Here is a 15,750-nt window from a genome sequence, read left to right as displayed (position 1 = left end):
GGCCGCCTCAGACCTGCAGCCGCGCCGAGTCGTCGCCGCGGTCCGGCACGTCGTCGCGCCAGCGCACCGAGCCGGACGGGCGATCGAGCCAGCGCTGCACGCGGATCGGTTCGAGGCCGATGTGCATGGCGTAGGCGCGCTGATGCAGGGCGCTGTCGTCGAGCGTGCGGCGGTTGCGCAGGCGCAGGTAGTCGTCCCAGGTCGCGCAGCGGAAGCGTTCCGACCACTCGTCGGGATTGGCGATGTTGCGCGACAGCGACCAGTCGTAGGCGCCGTTGCGCGTGCGGATGCGCTGGATTTCGCGCATCAGGTGATAGAACTCGCGCGCGCGCTCACTGGCGATGCGGTATTGCAGCTCGATGCTGATCGGCCCGCTGCGGCCGCTGATCGGCAGCTTCACGTCGGGCTCGGCGGGCGTGCGCTCGTCGGCTTCGATCGAGGTGCTGCGATCGTCGATGCGCAGCACCAGGCCGAGCAGCGGCGACAGCAGCAGCGCGCCGGCGGCGATCTCGAACGCGAAGGCCACGCCGTAGCGTTCGGCGAGATGGCCCCAGAGCCAGGAGCCGGCGGCGATGCCGAGGGCGTTGAGCGCGCTCCAGGTGGCGATGGCGCGGCCCATCACCCAGCGCGGCACCGACATCTGCACGGCGATGCTGACCGTCGTCACCAGCACCATCCAGGCCACGCCGGCGAGCAGCAGCGCGACGAGGTCGAGCGCAAGCACGCGGCTGAAGGCGAGCGTCGCCAGCGCCAGCCCCAGGGCCAGACAGCAGGCCGAGACCGTGCGCTCGTTGCCGATCTTCGTGCGCATCGGCTGCAGCACGAAGATGCCCGATACCGCGCCGGCGCCGAAGAAGCCGAGCAGCACGCCGAAGGTGCGCGCGCCGCCGTCGAGCAGATCGCGCGCGATCAGCGGCATCAGGCTGTGCAGCGCGGCGGCCAGCGACGAGGTGAGGAAGGTGCGCAGCACCGCGCGCCGCGCCGGCTGCAGGTGGGCGATGTAGCGCAGGCCCGAGTTCACCGAGCGCAGCAGGCCCTCCGGCGGCAACCGCGAAGTCTCCGGCGCGCGCTTCCAGCGCTGCAGCACCCACAGCATCGGCAGATAGGAGAGCGCATTGGCGGCGAAGGCGACCGCGGCGCCGAGCGTGGCGACGATCACGCCGCCGATCGCCGGGCCGACGCTGCGCGCGAGGTTGTAGCTGATGTTGTTGAGGCCGACGGCCTGCGGGATCTGCTCCTTCGGCACCTGCTCGCCGAGCGAGGCGCCGCGCGCCGGCGCGTACAGGGCGCCGCCGGTGGCGACGAGGAAGCAGAAGCCGAGCAGCGTCCACGGCGCCAGCCAGTCGAGCAGCGAAGCGCAGACCAGGAGGGCGCTGGCGACGAAGGCGAAACCGAGCGCCGCCATCTGCACCTTGCGGCGATCGTAGAGATCGGCGAACGCGCCGGCCGGAATCGCCAGCAGCGCGATCGGCAGGAAGGTCGCGGCCTGCACCAGCGCCACCATGTCGGCGCCGGCGATCTTCGCCATCGTCCACGCTGCCGCCACGCCCTGGATCAGGCTGCCGGTGTTCGACACCGTGCTGCTGATCCAGATGTTGCGGAAGGTCGCGTGCTTCAGCGGCGCGAAGATCGACGGCGCGCTCATGGCGCGCCGCTATCGTCGTCGTCCTCGTCGCTCTCGCCGGCGCCGACGGCGACGTGCGCGAAGGTCGGCAGGCCGCCGCCTTCGCGGCGCCGGATCGCCCAGCACTTGTGTGCCGGCGGCGGACGCCTGAAGTCCTCGTCGAGCGTCTGCGCGGTGATGTCGTGCGCCTCGAACTGGCCGGCGATCAGCGCGTCGAGCTTGAAGCCGTGGCGGTTGGTCGAGAAGTACAGGGTGCCGCCCGGCGCCAGCAGCGCCATCGTCTGGCGGATCAGGCCGGCGTGGTCGCGCTGGATGTCGAGCGTGCCCTCCATCTTCTTCGAGTTCGAGAAGGTCGGCGGATCGAGAAAGATCAGGTCGAACTGCGGCGGCGCCGGCAGCCCGGCGCGCTCGGCCAGCCAGGCGAGGCAGTCGGCGCGCACCAGCGCGTGCCGCGACAGCTTCACGCCCGGCGGCGGCGGGCGCTCGTACTGCTGCGAGTGGAAGTCGTTGAGCAGCAGGTTGCGTTGCGCCCAGTCCAGATACGTGTTCGACATGTCGAGCGACAGCGTGCTCGCCGCGCCGCCGCGCGCGGCGTGCACGCTGGCCGAGGCGGTGTAGCAGAACAGGTTGAGGAAGCGCTTGCCGGCGGCCTCGTTCTGGATGCGCAGGCGCATCGGCCGGTGGTCGAGGAACACGCCGGTGTCGAGGTAATCGTCGAAGTTCACGTACAGCCCGCAATCGTGTTCGACGATGACGTGGAAATTCTCGCCTTCGCTCTGGCGCTGATACTGGCTCGCGCCCTTCTGCGACTGGCGCAGCTTGTAGTGCAGGCGCGCCGGCGGAATCTCCAGCACCGACTGCACGCCGGCCAGCGCGCCGCGCAGGCGTTTCTCGGCGCGCGCCGGATCGACGGTCTTCGGCGCCGCGTATTCCTGCACGTGCGCGTGGCGCTCGCCCTCGGCGGTTTCGTACAGATCGACGGCGACCGCGTACTCGGGCAGATCGGCGTCGTAGACGCGCCAGCAGCTGACGCCGGCGCGCTTGGCCCACTTGCCGAGATGGCGGACGTTCTTGCGCAGGCGATTGGCGAAGTCCTCGGCCGGTTCGGCGACGACGGCCGGCGGCGCGCCGTCGGCATGCGGCGCGGTGCCGCCGGGAATGTCGAACCTCAGCAGCTTGCAGGCAATCGCGCCGTTGTACAGCGAGGAGATCTTGGTCGCGCGCAGGCCGAGGCGCTGCGCGAGATCGTCGCGCGCGGTGAAGAAGCCGAAGCGCCAGCCGGCGAACTGCTGCTGCAGGGTGACGCCGAGCAGCGAGTACAGCTTGACCAGCTCGGCTTCGTGCGCGAGGCGTTCGCCGTAGGGCGGATTGGTGACGACCAGGCCCGGTGTCGTGCCCGGTGCGCGCGCCGCGATCGCGTCGCCGGTCTCGAGCCGCAGCTTGCCGGCGAGCCCGGCGCGCTCGGCGTTGGCTTTGGCGGCGGCGATGGCGCGCGGTTCGAGATCGCGGCCGTAGAAGCGTGGCTGCAGCTGCGCGAGGCCCGCGGCGCGGCGCTGCTGCGCCTCCTCGCGCAGGCGCTGCCACAGCAGCGGCTTGTGATCGAGCCAGGCCTCGAAACCCCAGCGCGCGCGCAGGATGCCGGGCGCGATGTCGGCGGCCATCCAGGCGCCTTCGATCAGCAGCGTGCCGGAACCGCACATCGGGTCGACCAGCGGCGCCTCGGCCTGCGTCATCAGCTCCGGCCAGCCGGCGCGCACGAGGATCGCGCAGGCGAGGTTCTCCTTCAGCGGCGCTTCGACGCCGCGCGCGCGGTAGCCGCGACGGTGCAGGCTTTCGCCGGCGAGGTCGAGGCTCAGCGAACCCTGTTCGCGGTCGAGATGCAGGTGCAGGCGGATGTCGGGATCGTCGGTATCGACGTTCGGGCGCTCAAGACCGGCGGCGCGGAAGCCGTCGACGACGGCGTCCTTGAGCTTGAGGCCGGCGAAGTGCGTGTTGGCGATGCCCGGCGTGCGGCCGGCGACCTCGATCGCGAAGCGGCTGTGCGCGGCGAACAGATCGGGCCAGACGATGTCGCCGGCGGCGTCGTAGATCGATTGCGCGTCCGTCAGCGCGAAGGTCTTCAGCGGCAGCAGCACGCGGCTGGCGAGCCGCGACCACAGGCAGGCGCGGTAGGCGGTTTCGAGCGAGGCCGCGCAGGCGACACCGCCGCGCTTCTCGCGCGCCTCGTGCGCGCCGAGTGCCGTCAGTTCGGCGACGAGCAGCGCCTCGACGCCGCGCGAACAGGTGACGAACAGCGGTAGGGCATCTTGCGGAGGGACGGACATGCGCCATTGTCTCATGTCTCAAACCGCGGCCGCCGGCGCGACGCCGCTATTCGGCGAGCAGGCGCGCGTACAGCGTCAGCATATCGGCGCTGAAGCAGGCGAAGATGACTTCACGCAGCCCGGCCGGCGCCGCGTGCGCGCGCACCTCGCGCACGGCGATCCGCGTCGCCTCTTCCCAGGGATAGCCGTAGACGCCGCAGGAGATCGCCGGGAAGGCGAGCGTCTCGATGCCGTGCGCGGCGGCCAGCGCGAGGCTGCTGCGGTAGCAGCTTGCGAGCAGATCTGCCTCGCCCTGCGCGCCGCCCCGCCAGACCGGCCCGACCGTGTGGATCACGTGCCGCGCCGGCAGGCGATGGCCGCCGGTGATGCGTGCCTCGCCGGTCGGGCAGCCGCCGAGCGTGCGGCATTCGGCGAGCAGGCCGGGACCGGCGACGCGGTGGATGGCACCGTCGACGCCGCCGCCGCCGAGCAGGCTCTCGTTGGCGGCGTTGACGATGGCGTCGAGCGCCAGCGTGGCGATGTCGATCCGCCGCGCGACGAGCTTCGTTCGGTTCGCGTTCATGCCGGCATTGCACGCGCGCCGCGGCGGCGATGCAACTCTCGCGCGTTCGTGCAGTCGCAATGAGGGGCGCCGAGCGCGTCCGCCATTTTTCGCACGACAGGCGCAGCGATGCGCGAGGAGGACCGGATGCCCGAACGCAAGACCATCAGACGCGCGCGTCGCGACCGGCGCGAAGGCAAGGCGCCGACCACGCAGGCCGGCGAATTCGTGCGCGAGGAGATCGACCGTATCCGTGCCGGCGAGCACGGTGCGGCGTCGGCCAGGCAGGCGATCGCCATCGGCCTGTCGAAGGCGCGCCGTGCCGGTGTCGAACTGCCGGCGCCCGGCAAGGGCGTGTCGGCGGAGACGCGGCGCAAGGCCGGGCGCGACCGCGAAGTCGGCCATGGCGCGCCGTCGAAGAGCCGCGGCAGCCGGCGCCGGCGCTCGGCGGCGAGCACGGCGGCCCTGAAGCGCAAGCCGCGTCGCGCCGCCTCGCGCGCGGCGCTGTCGCGCCAGTCGCACGCCGCCGCGGCGCGGCGCGGACCGGCGGCGCGCGCCGCGGCGGCGCGCAAGGCATCGCGGACCAAGGACGCGGCGCGGCGTTCGCGGGCGGCGCGCAAGGCCGCCGCAACCCGGGCGCGGCGCAGGGCTTGAGCATGGCGACGCGAAAGCACGCGGCGCCACGCGGCGGGCATCGCGCCGCGTCGAAGGCGCGCGGCGTCGGGCGCTGGTCGCGGCAGGTGAGCGAGCACAGCGATGCCCTGGACCTGCGCGAGGGCGTGTTCAAGCTCGCCGACCCGAAGGCGATCGCGCGGTCCTTGCGCCGCTCGGCGGAACGCAGCGGGCGGCGCAAGAGTTCGCCCTACCGCTCGGCGATGTCGATGCTGACCTTCTTCATCAACCGTGCCGGCGATCATCTGCGCGGCGCGCAGCGGCGCCGGCTCGAGCAGGCCAAGGACGAACTGCGTCGGCTCTACGGGCGCAAGCCGCGCGCCTGAATCAGCCGAGGTCCTGGCTGCCGAAGCGGTTGCGCAGCCGGTAGCGCTCGATCTGCAGCAGGGCCGCCGACAGCTGGTCGAGCTGGCGCGGCTGCAGTTCGGCGAAGGCCATGCCGAGGCGCACGCCGCCGTCGGGCCCGGTGCGGTGCACGCACAAGGTCGCGCTGACCGGCACGCGATGGGCCGGCAGCTGCAGCTGCAGTTCGAGGCGGTCGCCGGGCAGCAGCGGCCCGGGAGAGCGGCGCAGGCGCGCGCCGACGCCGCCGGTGGAGAGATCGACGATCTCGAACTCGAAGCTGATGTGCGTCGGCGCGCAATCCAGGCGCGCGGTGCTGCGCGGCAGCGCGGCGACGGCCACCGGCAGGCGCCGCGCCGCGCGCCGGTCGCGGCGGCGGATGGCGTCCGGCAGGCTGACCACGAGCGCCGGTTCACCGGCGAAGCTGGTCGTGCCGCTGACGGTGCACGAAAACACCAGTTCGGCGCCGTCGATGCGCGTGTAGACGTGCAGGGCGGTACCGGCCGCCATCTCGCCGTCCGGCAGGGCGTCGAGCAGCAGCTGCTTGTAAGCGCGCTGTATCGCCAGCACGGCGCTGGCATGGCTGCGCGTGTCGCCGCTGCGGCGCACCGTGAGCAGGCTGTGATAGCGGCACAGGCGACGCAGCTCGGCATCGATGTCGCTGCCGCGCAGTTCGCGCAGGCCCTGCATCGCGTCGAGTTCGTCGGGCGCCGGCACGGCCGCGTCAGGCGCTGCCGAAATGACGGGGCGGCAAATCCAGCGGCGCGTAGCCGCTGCGGCCGTACAACTCCGGCGCGCCGGCCGGACGGAAGGCGCGCAGCGTCTGTTTGAGCTGCGCTTCGCGCGTGCTCAGCAGCACGGCATTGTCGAGATTGGCGCGCTGGCACTGCTCGGCGAGCGCCAGCAGTTCCTGCCACAGCGCCGCCAGCGAGGGCAGGCGCAGCTGCGCGAACCAACTATTGAAATCGGGCATGCGGGCGGCGCCGCGCAGCTGCACCAGGGTGGCGCCGAGTTTCTGCAGGAGGCCGGCGGCCTCGGCCTTGCTGCGGGTCAGCGCCTCGAGGCGTTCGACGTCAGTCGCCGTCAGCGCGGCGCGTTCCGCCTGCAGGATGTCGAGCAGCTGCTGCGCGCAGTCGCGCTGCGCCTGCAGATTGCCTTGCAGCTGCGTCGCCAGCGTGCCGCCGGCCGCCGCAGTCATCCGTAGATCTCCGCTTCCGTCTTCACCAGCCGCGCGGCGATCGCCTGCGGATCGATCTTGTAGCTGCCGCTCGCCAGCTCGCGGCTGACGGCATCGACCTTGGCCTGATCGAAGCCGCTCGCGGCGCTCGCCGCGGCGGCCGTCTGCTGCAGCAGCAGGGCATCGTCGGTCAGGCTGAGGGAATCGCCGCGCGGCGCCGTGCCGCCCGAAGCGGGGCTGCCGCCGCCGCTCGCCGGCGTTGCCGGCCGGCTCGGCGGCACATAGGCCGGAGCCACCGGGTTGCCATCGATCTTGCTGGTCATCACACGCGTCCTGCTGGATGGGAGTTCTGAACCACTAGCGGCGGCGGCCGGCAGAACTTTAGGCCCGTCCGCCACGGCGCCGCCGGACGCCGGCGCTTCGACCGTGCCGGGGCCGGTGACGATGGCCGGCACGACGCGCCGCGAGCGCGCATTCTCGACCTGGATGCGCTCGCCGCGCGCGCCGTCGGCCAGGGCCCTGGCTTCGACACGGACCTCGATGCCGGCGGCGCGGCCGATCAGCGTGACGGCGTCGCCGCGGCGCACGCAGCGCCGTGGCGCCAGATCGTCCGGCCCCGGCACCTGGCCGGCGGCCAGTGGCCGGCGGAACTCGGCCTCGGCGTAGGCCTGCGCATCGCTCGACCATCGTTCGAGCCAGCCGAACGGCAGCTGCGCGACGTCGCGGCGCTCGCTGCGCAAGGCGCCGGCGTCGAAGGCCTCGCCGCGGCGCACGGCGCGCGCCAGCACCGGCACCTCGCGCACGTCGCGCACCGCGACCGGCACGTACAGGGTCCAGGCCTGCGGCGCCGCGCAGCGCAGGGTGACGCTGACGCGCGCGCCGCGGCGCTGATCGGCGGTGGCCGCGGGCGGCTGCGCGCAGGCCGGCAGGCGCAGGCGCGGATCGAGCCCTTCGGCGCTGACCTCGGCGCTCGCCGGCAGGTCCTGGCGCACCGCCCGCTCGGCGAGCGCGCGCAGCCGCGCCGGCGGCTCGACGGCGTCCTGGGCGCGCGCGCCGCCGGCGCCGAGCGTCGCGGCGAGCGCGAGGCCGTGCACCATCGGCAGAAGCAGGCGGTTCGACATGAGCGGCCCGAGGCAAGCCCTGTGCCAGCGGCGCGGCTTGCGGCCGGCCTCAAGTCGGCGCGCCAGGCGCCGATAGCAGCTGCGTACAGAGCGCAGCGATGGCCACCGGACTTCTCGAAAGCATAGACCGCAGTACGCAGCTCGCCGGCCACAACCGGCTCGCGCTGCTGCTGTTCCGCCTCGGCACGCGGCGGGTTTTTGGCATCAACGTCTTCAAGGTGCAGGAAGTGATCCGCACGCCGCCGCTGACGCAGATGCCGGGCGCGCATGCGCAGATCTGCGGCGTCGCCGAGCTGCGCGGACGCATCGTGCCGGTCATCGATCTGGCCGCGGCGATCGGCGCCGGCAGCAGCGCGGCGGATGCGCGCGCCGGCCGCGGTCATCTGATCGTCGCCGAATTCAACCGCTCGGTGCAGGCTTTTCACGTCGCGCAGGTCGACCGCATCGCGCATCTCGACGTCGCCGAGCTGCGGCCGCCGGATGAAGGCGCCGACGACCGTGACGGTTATCTGACGGCGACCGTGCCGTACCAGCAGCAAGCGGTCGGCATCATCGACGTCGAGAAGGTGCTCGCCGAGATTCTCGGCGGGCCGCACGCGCTGTCGACGGCGATCAGCGATTCGGCGCAGGAGATGGACGCCGGCGGCCTGAAGGTGCTGGTGGTCGACGATTCGCGCGTCGCGCGCGCGCAGATCGACAAGGTGCTCGGCCAGCTCGGCCTGGAGACGATCGAGGCGACCGACGGCGCCGAGGCGCTGGCGACGCTGCACGCGCTGGCGGCGCAGGGCCCGCTCGGCGCGCAGCTGCTGATGGTGATCTCCGACATCGAGATGCCGACGCTGGACGGCTACCGCCTGACGACGGAAATCCGTCGCGACCCGCAGCTGCGCGATCTCTATGTGCTGCTGCACACCTCGCTGTCGGGCGTGTTCAACAAGGCGATGATCGAAAAAGTCGGTGCCGACCACTTCATCGCCAAGTTCAATGCCGACGATCTCGGCCAGGCCGTGCTCGCGCGGCTGCACGAGGTGATCGCCGCCGCGTAGCGGCGCGGCGCCTCGGCCGGCGCCGGTCGTGCAAATGCATCGCGCTGACGGCGCCCGATCACGCCGCCGGTCATTGCGACACAGGTGGCGTCGCCGTCTGGCACATGGCTTGTATAGGCCGAGCCAGAGGCCGGGAATCGTCCCGGCGCGAGGACCCGAGGCATGGCCATCACCGATGCATCGTTCGGCATCCAGGAACAGGCGCTGCAGCTGCAGCGTCGCCGCCTGGAGCTGATCGCGGCCAACATCGCCAACGCCGACACGCCGGGCTTCCAGGCGCGCGACGTCGATTTCCGCAAGGTGCTGGCCGACGCGCAGAACGCCACGGCCGCCGCCGGCGACGGCAGCCTCGTGCAGAACCTGCCCGGCGCGACGCCGCAGTACCGCGTGCCGCTGCAGCCGGCGGTCGACGGCAACACCGTCGACGTGCAGGTCGAACAGGGCCAGTACGCCGACGCGGCGCTGCGCTACCAGGCCAGCCTCAATTTCCTCGACGGCAAGATCAAGAGCCTGATGACCGCGCTGAGCGGGCAATAGGCAAGGGATAGCGCATGTCCTCGTTCCGCATCTTCGACATCGCCGGCAGCGCCATGAGCGCGCAGTCGGCGCGCCTCAACACGGTCGCCAGCAACCTCGCCAACGCCGACGCCGTCGCCGGCAATCCCGACGAGGTCTACAAGGCGCGCCTGCCGGTGTTCAAGACGCTGGTCGAGCCCGGCAGCCAGGACAGCGCCGGCGTGCAGGTGCTCGGCATCGTCGAGAGCGGCAAGGCGCCGGAGAAGCGCTACGAGCCCGGCCATCCGCTGGCCGACGCCGAGGGCTACGTCTATGCGCCGAACGTCAACGTCGTCGAGGAGATGGTCAACATGATCTCCGCCTCGCGGTCCTATCAATCGAGCGTCGACGTGATGAACACCGCCAAGGAACTGGCGATGCGCACGCTGACGCTGGGCAAGTAAGCAGGCGCGAGAACGCTCATGAGCACCACCAACGGCGTCACCGACAGTAATCCCTACGCGGCGCTCGGCCTCGGCACGTCGTCGACGGCGGGCAGCGGCGGCAACGCGATGGGCCAGGACGCCTTCCTCAAGCTGCTGACCACGCAGCTGCAGAACCAGAATCCGCTGAATCCGGTCGACAACACCGCCTTCCTCGGCCAGCTCGCGCAGATCAGCACGGTGTCCGGCATCGACAAGCTCAACAGCTCGTTCAGCGGACTCGCCAGCTCGCTGTCCAGCTACCAGTCCCTGCAGGCGGCGCAGCTCGTCGGCCACGACGTGCTGGTGCCGAGCAGCGCCGGCTGGCTCGGCAGCGACGGCACGCTCGACGGCGCGGTGAGCACCGGCAGCGGCGGCGACGTGCAGGTCGACGTGCTCGATGCCGGCGGCGCCGTGGTGCGCACGCTCGATCTCGGCACGCAGAGCGCCGGCGTCGTCGATTTCTCCTGGGACGGCAAGAACGGCGCGGGCGAAAGCCTGCCGTCCGGTGCCTACAAGCTGCAGGCGCGGCTCGTGCAGGGCACGAGCGAAACCGCGCTGACCACCTACGCGCGCGGTGCCGTGCAAAGCGTGCAATTCGGATCGAGCGGGCTGACGCTCGACCTGCAGGGCCTCGGGGCCTTTTCGCTCAGCGATGTCATGCAGATTCTCTAAGGGATTCCTCCAATGCCATTCCAGATTGCGCTGTCCGGCCTCAACGCCGCCTCCGCCGACCTCAACGTCACCGCCAACAACATCGCCAACGTCAACACCACCGGCTTCAAGCAGTCGCGCGCCGAGTTCGCCGATCTCTATCCGATTTCCGCCTACGGCCTCGCCGCGACGGCGACCGGCGTCGGCGTGCGCACCGCGCGCGTCGCCCAGCAGCTCGCGCAGGGCTCGATCAACACCACCGGCAACACGCTCGATCTGGCGATCTCCGGCGAAGGCTTCTTCACGCTGTCCGACAACGGCGCGATGGTGTACACCCGCGCCGGCGCCTTCGGCACCGACAAGAGCGGCTACGTGGTCAACGCCGCCGGCCAGCGCCTGCAGGTGTTTCCGCCGACCAGCGGCGGCGGCTTCGACTCCGCGCGCCTCGCCGACCTGCAGCTGTCGACCACCACCAACCCGCCGCAGGCCTCCGCCAGCATCACCGCGAACGTCAACCTGCCGTCGAGCGCCAGCGCGCCGGCGACCACGCCGTTCGATGCGAACGACGCGACCAGCTACAACGACACGCGCTCGGTGCAGGTCTACGACTCGCTCGGCACCGCGCACCAGGCGTCGATGTACTTCGTCAAGGGCGCGGCCGCCAACACCTGGGACGTGCACGTGCAGGTCGACGGCACCGACGTCGGCACCAGCACGATGAGCTATTCCGACAGCGGCACGCTGCTGACGCCGGCGGGCGGCAAGATCACGCTGCCGGCCTACACGCCGGGCACCGGCGCGGCGGCCATGAACCTGACGCTCGACGTCGGTGCCTCGACGCAGTACGGCGACGAGTTCGCCGTCAACTCGCTGAAGCAGGACGGCTACACGACCGGCTCGCTGACGACGATCGAGATCACCGCCGAAGGCGTCGTGCAGGCGCGCTACACCAACGGCCAGGCGACGCCGCTCGGCGAGATCGCCCTGGCGCGCTTCCCGAACCCGCAGGGCCTGCAGCAGCTCGGCGACACCAGCTGGGGCGAGACGTTCGCCGCCGGCCAGCCGATCCGCGGCAGCGGCGATTCGCCGAACTTCGGCGCGATCCAGTCCGGCGCGCTCGAGGGCTCGAACGTCGATCTCTCGGCGCAGCTGGTCAACATGATCACGGCGCAGCGCAACTACCAGGCGAACGCGCAGATGATCTCGACCGCCGACCAGATCACGCAGACCATCATCAACATCCGGTGATTCGTGCCGGTTGATCGGTGATTCGCGCAAGGGCGTCGCCAGTCACGAATCACCGATCACGCATCACGGAGAAGAACATGGACCGCGCCCTCTACGTCGCGATGACCGGCGCCAGCGAAACGCTGCGCCAGCAGGCGATCAACAACCACAACCTCGCCAACGCCTCGACCACCGGCTTTCGCGCGCAACTGCTCGCCAGCGCCGCGCAGGCGGTGCAGGGGCCGGGCCTGCCGACGCGCGTCAACGCGACCGACGGCGTCGAGGGCTGGGACGCGCGCGGCGGCAGCATCCAGCAGACCGGGCGCGATCTCGACGTGGCGTTCACCGAGGACGCCTGGCTCGCCGTGCAGGCGCCGGACGGCGGCGAGGCCTACAGCAAGGCCGGTGATCTGCAGATCGACGCCAACGGCCAGCTGCGCACCGCGTCCGGCCTCGCCGTGCTCGGCGACGGCGGTCCGCTGACGCTGCCGCAGGCCCAGGGCCTGAGCATCGGCGGCGACGGCACCGTCAGCATCCAGCCGCTCGGCAGCGGCAGCGAAACGCTCGCCGCGGTCGCTCGCCTGCGTGTCGTGCGCGCCACGCCGGAGCAGCTGCAGCGCGGCGAGGACGGCCTGATGCGGGCCAGGGCCGGCGTCACGCTCGACGCCGCCAGCGGCAGCGTCGTCACCAGCGGCGCGCTCGAAGGCAGCAACGTCAACCTGCCGGAAGCGATGGTCAACATGATCAGCCTGGCGCGGCAGTTCGAGCTGCAGACCAAGCTGATGAAGACGGCCGAGGACAACGCCGCCGCGTCCTCGACGCTGGCCCGCCTGACCGGCTGACCGCGCCGTTCGCGCGCCGGCATTGCGCCGCGCCGATCGCTGGTCCGGAACTTGTAGAGCTCCCGCAGCAGACGGATTTCCGTCGGGAGCCCAACCATGAACCAGGCCCTGTGGGTCGCCAAGACCGGACTCGATGCGCAGCAGACGCGCATGAGCGTCGTCTCCAACAATCTCGCCAACGTCAACACGACCGGTTTCAAGAAAGGCCGCGCCGCCTTCGAGGATCTGCTCTACCAGACGGTGCGCCAGCCGGGCGCGCAGACCTCGCAGCAGACGCAGTCGCCGACCGGCCTGATGCTCGGCACCGGCGTGCGCGTGGTCGCCACCGACAAGAATTTCACGCAGGGCAATCTGTCGCAGACCGGCAACGCGCTCGACGTCGCCATCAACGGCCGCGGCTTCTTCCAGGTGCAGATGCCGGACGGCACGCTCGCCTACACGCGTGACGGCAGCTTCCAGCTCGACAGCCAGGGCCAGCTCGTCACCGCGGGCGGCTACCCGGTGCAGCCGGGCATCCAGATTCCGACCGGCGCGCAGAGCATCTCGATCAGCACCGATGGCATCGTCTCCGTGCAGGTCGCCGGCAACAGCGCGCCGCAGCAGGTCGGCCAGCTGCTGACCGCCGACTTCATCAATCCCGCCGGCCTGCAGGCGCGCGGCGAGAATCTTTACACCGAAACCGCCGCCAGCGGCTCGCCGCAGACCGGCGCGCCGTCGCAGAGCGGCTTCGGCGCCCTGCAGCAGGGCGCGCTCGAGTCCTCGAACGTCAACGTCGTCGAGGAGCTGGTGAACATGATCGAAACGCAGCGCGCCTACGAAATGAATTCGAAGGCGATCGCCACCAGCGACCAGATGCTGCAGTTCGTCACCCAGAACCTGTGAGCGGCGCCATGCTTCGCTTGGCCAGGCAACGGCCGCCTTCGGCGGCCGACGCAAGTCCCTCGCCCGCGAAGCGGGAGAGCGGTGGGGTGAGGGGAGGCCGCCGCATTGCGCTCCTCGCCTTCACCACCTCGCTCGCCGCATGCGCCATGGCGCCGGCGCGCGACGATTCGCTCGTCGTGCCGCCGGAAGCCGCGGCCACGGTCGCGCCGTCCGGCGACGGCTCGATCTACGCGGCGGGCGCCGGCCTGGCGCTGTTCGAGGATCAGAAGGCGCACCGCGTCGGCGATCTGCTGACGGTGCTGCTGGTCGAGAAGACCAACGCCGAGAAGAAAGCCAACACCAGCACCGCGAAGAAGACCAGCGACGACATCGTCAACCCGACGCTGTTCGGCCGGCCGCTGAGCGTCAAGGGCACCGGCGTGCTCGGCTTCGATCTCGGTTCCGACCAGTCCTTCACCGGCAGCGGCGCGTCGACGCAGTCCAACGCGCTGTCCGGCTCGGTGACGGTGTTCGTCACGCGCGTGCTGCCGAACGGCAATCTCGTCGTGCGCGGCGAGAAGCAGCTGGCGCTGAACCAGGGCAGCGAGCGCGTCGCGCTCGAAGGCATCGTGCGGCCGGTCGACATCGCGACCAACAACACGGTCAGCTCCGACCGCGTCGCCGCCGCCAAGATCAGCTACGCCGGCAGCGGCGCGGTCGCCGACGCCAATGCCATGGGCTGGCTCGCGCGCTTCTTCAACTCCGTGCTGTTCCCGTTCTGATGCGGGAAGGATCCGTCATGCGCCATCTGCTCATGCGCCGCAGGAACCGCCTCCGCCACATCGAGCAGGCGCTGGTCGCGCTGCTCATGCTGGTGCCGGACATGGCGCACGCCGAGCGCGTCAAGGATCTCGCGAGCGTCGAAGGCGTGCGCAGCAATCCGCTGATCGGCTACGGCCTGGTCGTCGGCCTCGACGGCAGCGGCGACCAGACCACGCAGGCGCCGTTCACCACGCAGAGCCTGAAGTCCATGCTCGCGCAGCTCGGCATCACCATGCCGGCCAACGTCAATCCGCAGCTGAAGAACGTCGCCGCCGTCGCCGTCAGCGCCGAGCTGCCGGCCTTCGCCAAGCCCGGCCAGCAGATCGACGTCACCGTGTCCTCGCTCGGCAACGCCGGCTCGCTGCGCGGCGGCGCGCTGTTGATGACGCCGCTGAAGGGCGCCGACGGCCAGACCTATGCGATCGCACAGGGCAACGTCGTGGTCGGCGGCCTCGGCGTTTCCGGCAAGGACGGCTCGCGCGTGTCGATCAACGTGCCGAGCGCCGGCCGCATCCCGAACGGCGCGCAGGTCGAGCGCGTGGTCGCCAGCCGCTTCGCCGCGACGCCGGCGCTGCGCTTCAATCTCAACGCGCCGGACTTCACCACCGCTGCGCACATGGCGCAGAGCATCAACACCACGCTCGGCGGCAGCTTCGCGAAAGCCGAGGACGCGGTGACGGTCAGCGTCGACGCGCCGGCCGACGCCGATCAGCGCGTGACGTTCCTGTCGGTGGTCGAGAACATCGAGGTCGCGCCGGGCGATGCCGCGGCGCGCGTGGTGATCAATTCGCGCACCGGCACCGTGGTGATCGGCAACCGCGTGCGCGTGATGCCGGCCGCGGTCTCGCACGGCTCGCTGGCGGTGACGATTTCCGAGAAGCCGCAGGTCAGCCAGCCGGCGCCGTTCTCGGATGGCCAGACGACGGTGGTGCCGCGCTCGCAGATCGAGGTGACGCAGGAGGGCAGCGGCCGCATGTTCGTGTTCGACGCCGGCGTGAGTCTCGACGATCTGGTGAAAGCGGTGAACCAGGTCGGCGCCGCGCCGGGCGATCTGGTCGCCATCCTCGAGGCGCTGAAGGAAGCGGGTGCGCTGCGCGCGGAGCTGGTGGTGATCTGATGCGCGCCTCGTCTCCTTCCAGGATTCTCCCCGTCTCTCGCCGCGAGGGAAGTTCGGCGAGGGCAATTAGCGGTGCTGTGGCTGCGCGCGCAGCCATTGATCCGGCTTTCCGCTTTCGCGCTGTCGCGCGAGGTACTTTTCTTTGCTTGTGCAAAGAAAAGTACCCAAAAGAAAGCACACCCTGGCTTTCGCGCCCTCCGCTGCGCGGAGGGTGCCCTGTGATGCTCGCCGGGCCGGCCGTCGCTGAAACTCGCGGGCTGCGCCCGCTCAGACAGTCAGCGCCGGACAGCCCCGGCCCGGCTGCGCTTCTCGGCGCTTCGCAAAGGGGCCCAAAGTCAAAAGCCACGGCAACAGCGCCCCTCACCCCAACCCTCTCCCCGCAAGCGGGGAGAGGGAGTCTGTT

The 15,750-nt window shown here is 71.1% G+C and carries 17 protein-coding genes; 11 read left to right on the top strand and 6 right to left on the bottom strand.

What is annotated here, in order from left to right; genetic code table 11:
- Positions 1-7: 7 nt before the first annotated feature.
- The 3 genes from K344_RS0118415 to K344_RS0118405 are packed head-to-tail and all read right to left on the bottom strand — an operon-like array spanning position 8 to position 4,510.
- On the bottom strand, positions 8-1,645 hold the full coding sequence (locus tag K344_RS0118415) for an MFS transporter (RefSeq protein WP_028081904.1): 1,638 nt from the start codon (positions 1,643-1,645) through the stop codon (positions 8-10).
- The gene (rlmKL, locus tag K344_RS0118410; protein ID WP_028081903.1) at positions 1,642-3,948 is read right to left on the bottom strand and encodes a bifunctional 23S rRNA (guanine(2069)-N(7))-methyltransferase RlmK/23S rRNA (guanine(2445)-N(2))-methyltransferase RlmL; all 2,307 of its coding nucleotides are present in this window, start codon (positions 3,946-3,948) and stop codon (positions 1,642-1,644) included. Before rlmKL ends, K344_RS0118415 begins: the two co-directional genes overlap by 4 nt.
- Positions 3,949-3,994: 46 nt before the next feature.
- On the bottom strand, positions 3,995-4,510 hold the full coding sequence (locus K344_RS0118405) for an O-acetyl-ADP-ribose deacetylase (RefSeq protein ID WP_028081902.1): 516 nt from the start codon (positions 4,508-4,510) through the stop codon (positions 3,995-3,997).
- Between the two features lie 126 nt (positions 4,511-4,636).
- On the opposite strand from K344_RS0118405, the gene K344_RS0118400 reads away from it, so the two are divergent.
- Together K344_RS0118400 and K344_RS0118395 are read left to right on the top strand one after the other, a co-directional pair.
- On the top strand, positions 4,637-5,143 hold the full coding sequence (locus K344_RS0118400) for a hypothetical protein (protein WP_028081901.1): 507 nt from the start codon (positions 4,637-4,639) through the stop codon (positions 5,141-5,143).
- Positions 5,144-5,145: 2 nt separating this feature from the next.
- Complete coding sequence (locus K344_RS0118395; RefSeq protein ID WP_051362406.1) at positions 5,146-5,487, top strand: DUF3175 domain-containing protein; 342 nt, start codon at positions 5,146-5,148, stop codon at positions 5,485-5,487.
- A 1-nt stretch (position 5,488) separates the two neighbouring features.
- Here the strand turns inward: K344_RS0118395 and K344_RS0118390 are convergent, their stop codons facing one another.
- From K344_RS0118390 to flgA, 3 genes are read right to left on the bottom strand one after another with little or no spacing between them, the layout of a single operon-like run.
- Positions 5,489-6,220 carry a PilZ domain-containing protein gene (locus tag K344_RS0118390; RefSeq protein ID WP_028081899.1) on the bottom strand — a complete coding sequence of 244 codons (732 nt, stop codon included), beginning with the start codon at positions 6,218-6,220 and terminating at the stop codon, positions 5,489-5,491.
- 7 nt (positions 6,221-6,227) lie between these two features.
- The gene (locus tag K344_RS0118385) at positions 6,228-6,701 is read right to left on the bottom strand and encodes a flagella synthesis protein FlgN (RefSeq protein WP_028081898.1); all 474 of its coding nucleotides are present in this window, start codon (positions 6,699-6,701) and stop codon (positions 6,228-6,230) included.
- Positions 6,698-7,801: a flagellar basal body P-ring formation chaperone FlgA gene (gene flgA, locus K344_RS23240; protein WP_051362405.1), complete on the bottom strand. Its 1,104-nt coding sequence runs from the start codon at positions 7,799-7,801 to the stop codon at positions 6,698-6,700. The genes K344_RS0118385 and flgA overlap by 4 nt, the downstream gene beginning before the upstream one ends.
- A gap of 98 nt (positions 7,802-7,899) precedes the next feature.
- Between flgA and K344_RS0118375 the strand changes: the two genes are divergently transcribed.
- The 9 genes from K344_RS0118375 (at position 7,900) to K344_RS0118335 (ending at position 15,347) form a co-directional block, all read left to right on the top strand.
- Positions 7,900-8,847, top strand: coding sequence for a chemotaxis protein (locus tag K344_RS0118375; protein WP_028081897.1), 948 nt, complete (start codon positions 7,900-7,902; stop codon positions 8,845-8,847).
- 162 nt (positions 8,848-9,009) lie between these two features.
- Positions 9,010-9,384, top strand: a complete 375-nt coding sequence (flgB, locus tag K344_RS0118370) for a flagellar basal body rod protein FlgB (protein ID WP_028081896.1) — start codon at positions 9,010-9,012, stop codon at positions 9,382-9,384.
- 14 nt (positions 9,385-9,398) lie between these two features.
- Positions 9,399-9,806 carry a flagellar basal body rod protein FlgC gene (gene flgC, locus K344_RS0118365; protein WP_028081895.1) on the top strand — a complete coding sequence of 136 codons (408 nt, stop codon included), beginning with the start codon at positions 9,399-9,401 and terminating at the stop codon, positions 9,804-9,806.
- 18 nt (positions 9,807-9,824) lie between these two features.
- Entirely contained in the window at positions 9,825-10,499 is a 675-nt protein-coding gene (locus K344_RS0118360; protein ID WP_028081894.1) for a flagellar hook assembly protein FlgD, read from the top strand.
- Positions 10,500-10,511: 12 nt separating this feature from the next.
- Positions 10,512-11,726, top strand: a complete 1,215-nt coding sequence (gene flgE / locus K344_RS0118355; RefSeq protein WP_028081893.1) for a flagellar hook protein FlgE — start codon at positions 10,512-10,514, stop codon at positions 11,724-11,726.
- Between the two features lie 77 nt (positions 11,727-11,803).
- Positions 11,804-12,547: a flagellar basal body rod protein FlgF gene (locus K344_RS0118350; protein ID WP_028081892.1), complete on the top strand. Its 744-nt coding sequence runs from the start codon at positions 11,804-11,806 to the stop codon at positions 12,545-12,547.
- Positions 12,548-12,643: 96 nt separating this feature from the next.
- Positions 12,644-13,429 carry a flagellar basal-body rod protein FlgG gene (gene flgG, locus K344_RS0118345; RefSeq protein WP_028081891.1) on the top strand — a complete coding sequence of 262 codons (786 nt, stop codon included), beginning with the start codon at positions 12,644-12,646 and terminating at the stop codon, positions 13,427-13,429.
- Positions 13,430-13,515: 86 nt separating this feature from the next.
- On the top strand, positions 13,516-14,190 hold the full coding sequence (gene flgH, locus K344_RS0118340) for a flagellar basal body L-ring protein FlgH (protein ID WP_245586265.1): 675 nt from the start codon (positions 13,516-13,518) through the stop codon (positions 14,188-14,190).
- A gap of 17 nt (positions 14,191-14,207) precedes the next feature.
- Positions 14,208-15,347, top strand: a complete 1,140-nt coding sequence (locus tag K344_RS0118335) for a flagellar basal body P-ring protein FlgI (protein WP_157623107.1) — start codon at positions 14,208-14,210, stop codon at positions 15,345-15,347.
- The last annotated feature ends 403 nt before the right edge of the window (positions 15,348-15,750 follow it).

It is taken from the genome of Solimonas soli DSM 21787, from assembly GCF_000474945.1.
In the GTDB taxonomy this organism is placed as follows: domain Bacteria; phylum Pseudomonadota; class Gammaproteobacteria; order Nevskiales; family Nevskiaceae; genus Solimonas; species Solimonas soli.
The sequence above is the reverse complement of the archived record's forward strand: the minus strand, read 5'-3'. Positions and strand labels throughout refer to the sequence as shown.

Bases quoted from the DNA above. Each gene is read 5' to 3' on its own strand.
- flgB (WP_028081896.1), top strand. From the start codon at position 9,010: ATGGCCATCACCGATGCATCGTTCGGCATCCAGGAACAGGCGCTGCAG.
- flgA (WP_051362405.1), bottom strand. From the start codon at position 7,801: ATGTCGAACCGCCTGCTTCTGCCGATGGTGCACGGCCTCGCGCTCGCC.
- K344_RS0118350 (WP_028081892.1), top strand. From the start codon at position 11,804: ATGGACCGCGCCCTCTACGTCGCGATGACCGGCGCCAGCGAAACGCTG.
- K344_RS0118360 (WP_028081894.1), top strand. From the start codon at position 9,825: ATGAGCACCACCAACGGCGTCACCGACAGTAATCCCTACGCGGCGCTC.
- K344_RS0118395 (WP_051362406.1), top strand. From the start codon at position 5,146: ATGGCGACGCGAAAGCACGCGGCGCCACGCGGCGGGCATCGCGCCGCG.
- flgC (WP_028081895.1), top strand. From the start codon at position 9,399: ATGTCCTCGTTCCGCATCTTCGACATCGCCGGCAGCGCCATGAGCGCG.
- K344_RS0118405 (WP_028081902.1), bottom strand. From the start codon at position 4,510: ATGAACGCGAACCGAACGAAGCTCGTCGCGCGGCGGATCGACATCGCC.
- rlmKL (WP_028081903.1), bottom strand. From the start codon at position 3,948: ATGTCCGTCCCTCCGCAAGATGCCCTACCGCTGTTCGTCACCTGTTCG.
- K344_RS0118375 (WP_028081897.1), top strand. From the start codon at position 7,900: ATGGCCACCGGACTTCTCGAAAGCATAGACCGCAGTACGCAGCTCGCC.
- K344_RS0118415 (WP_028081904.1), bottom strand. From the start codon at position 1,645: ATGAGCGCGCCGTCGATCTTCGCGCCGCTGAAGCACGCGACCTTCCGC.
- flgE (WP_028081893.1), top strand. From the start codon at position 10,512: ATGCCATTCCAGATTGCGCTGTCCGGCCTCAACGCCGCCTCCGCCGAC.
- K344_RS0118400 (WP_028081901.1), top strand. From the start codon at position 4,637: ATGCCCGAACGCAAGACCATCAGACGCGCGCGTCGCGACCGGCGCGAA.
- K344_RS0118335 (WP_157623107.1), top strand. From the start codon at position 14,208: ATGCGCCATCTGCTCATGCGCCGCAGGAACCGCCTCCGCCACATCGAG.
- K344_RS0118385 (WP_028081898.1), bottom strand. From the start codon at position 6,701: ATGACTGCGGCGGCCGGCGGCACGCTGGCGACGCAGCTGCAAGGCAAT.
- flgG (WP_028081891.1), top strand. From the start codon at position 12,644: ATGAACCAGGCCCTGTGGGTCGCCAAGACCGGACTCGATGCGCAGCAG.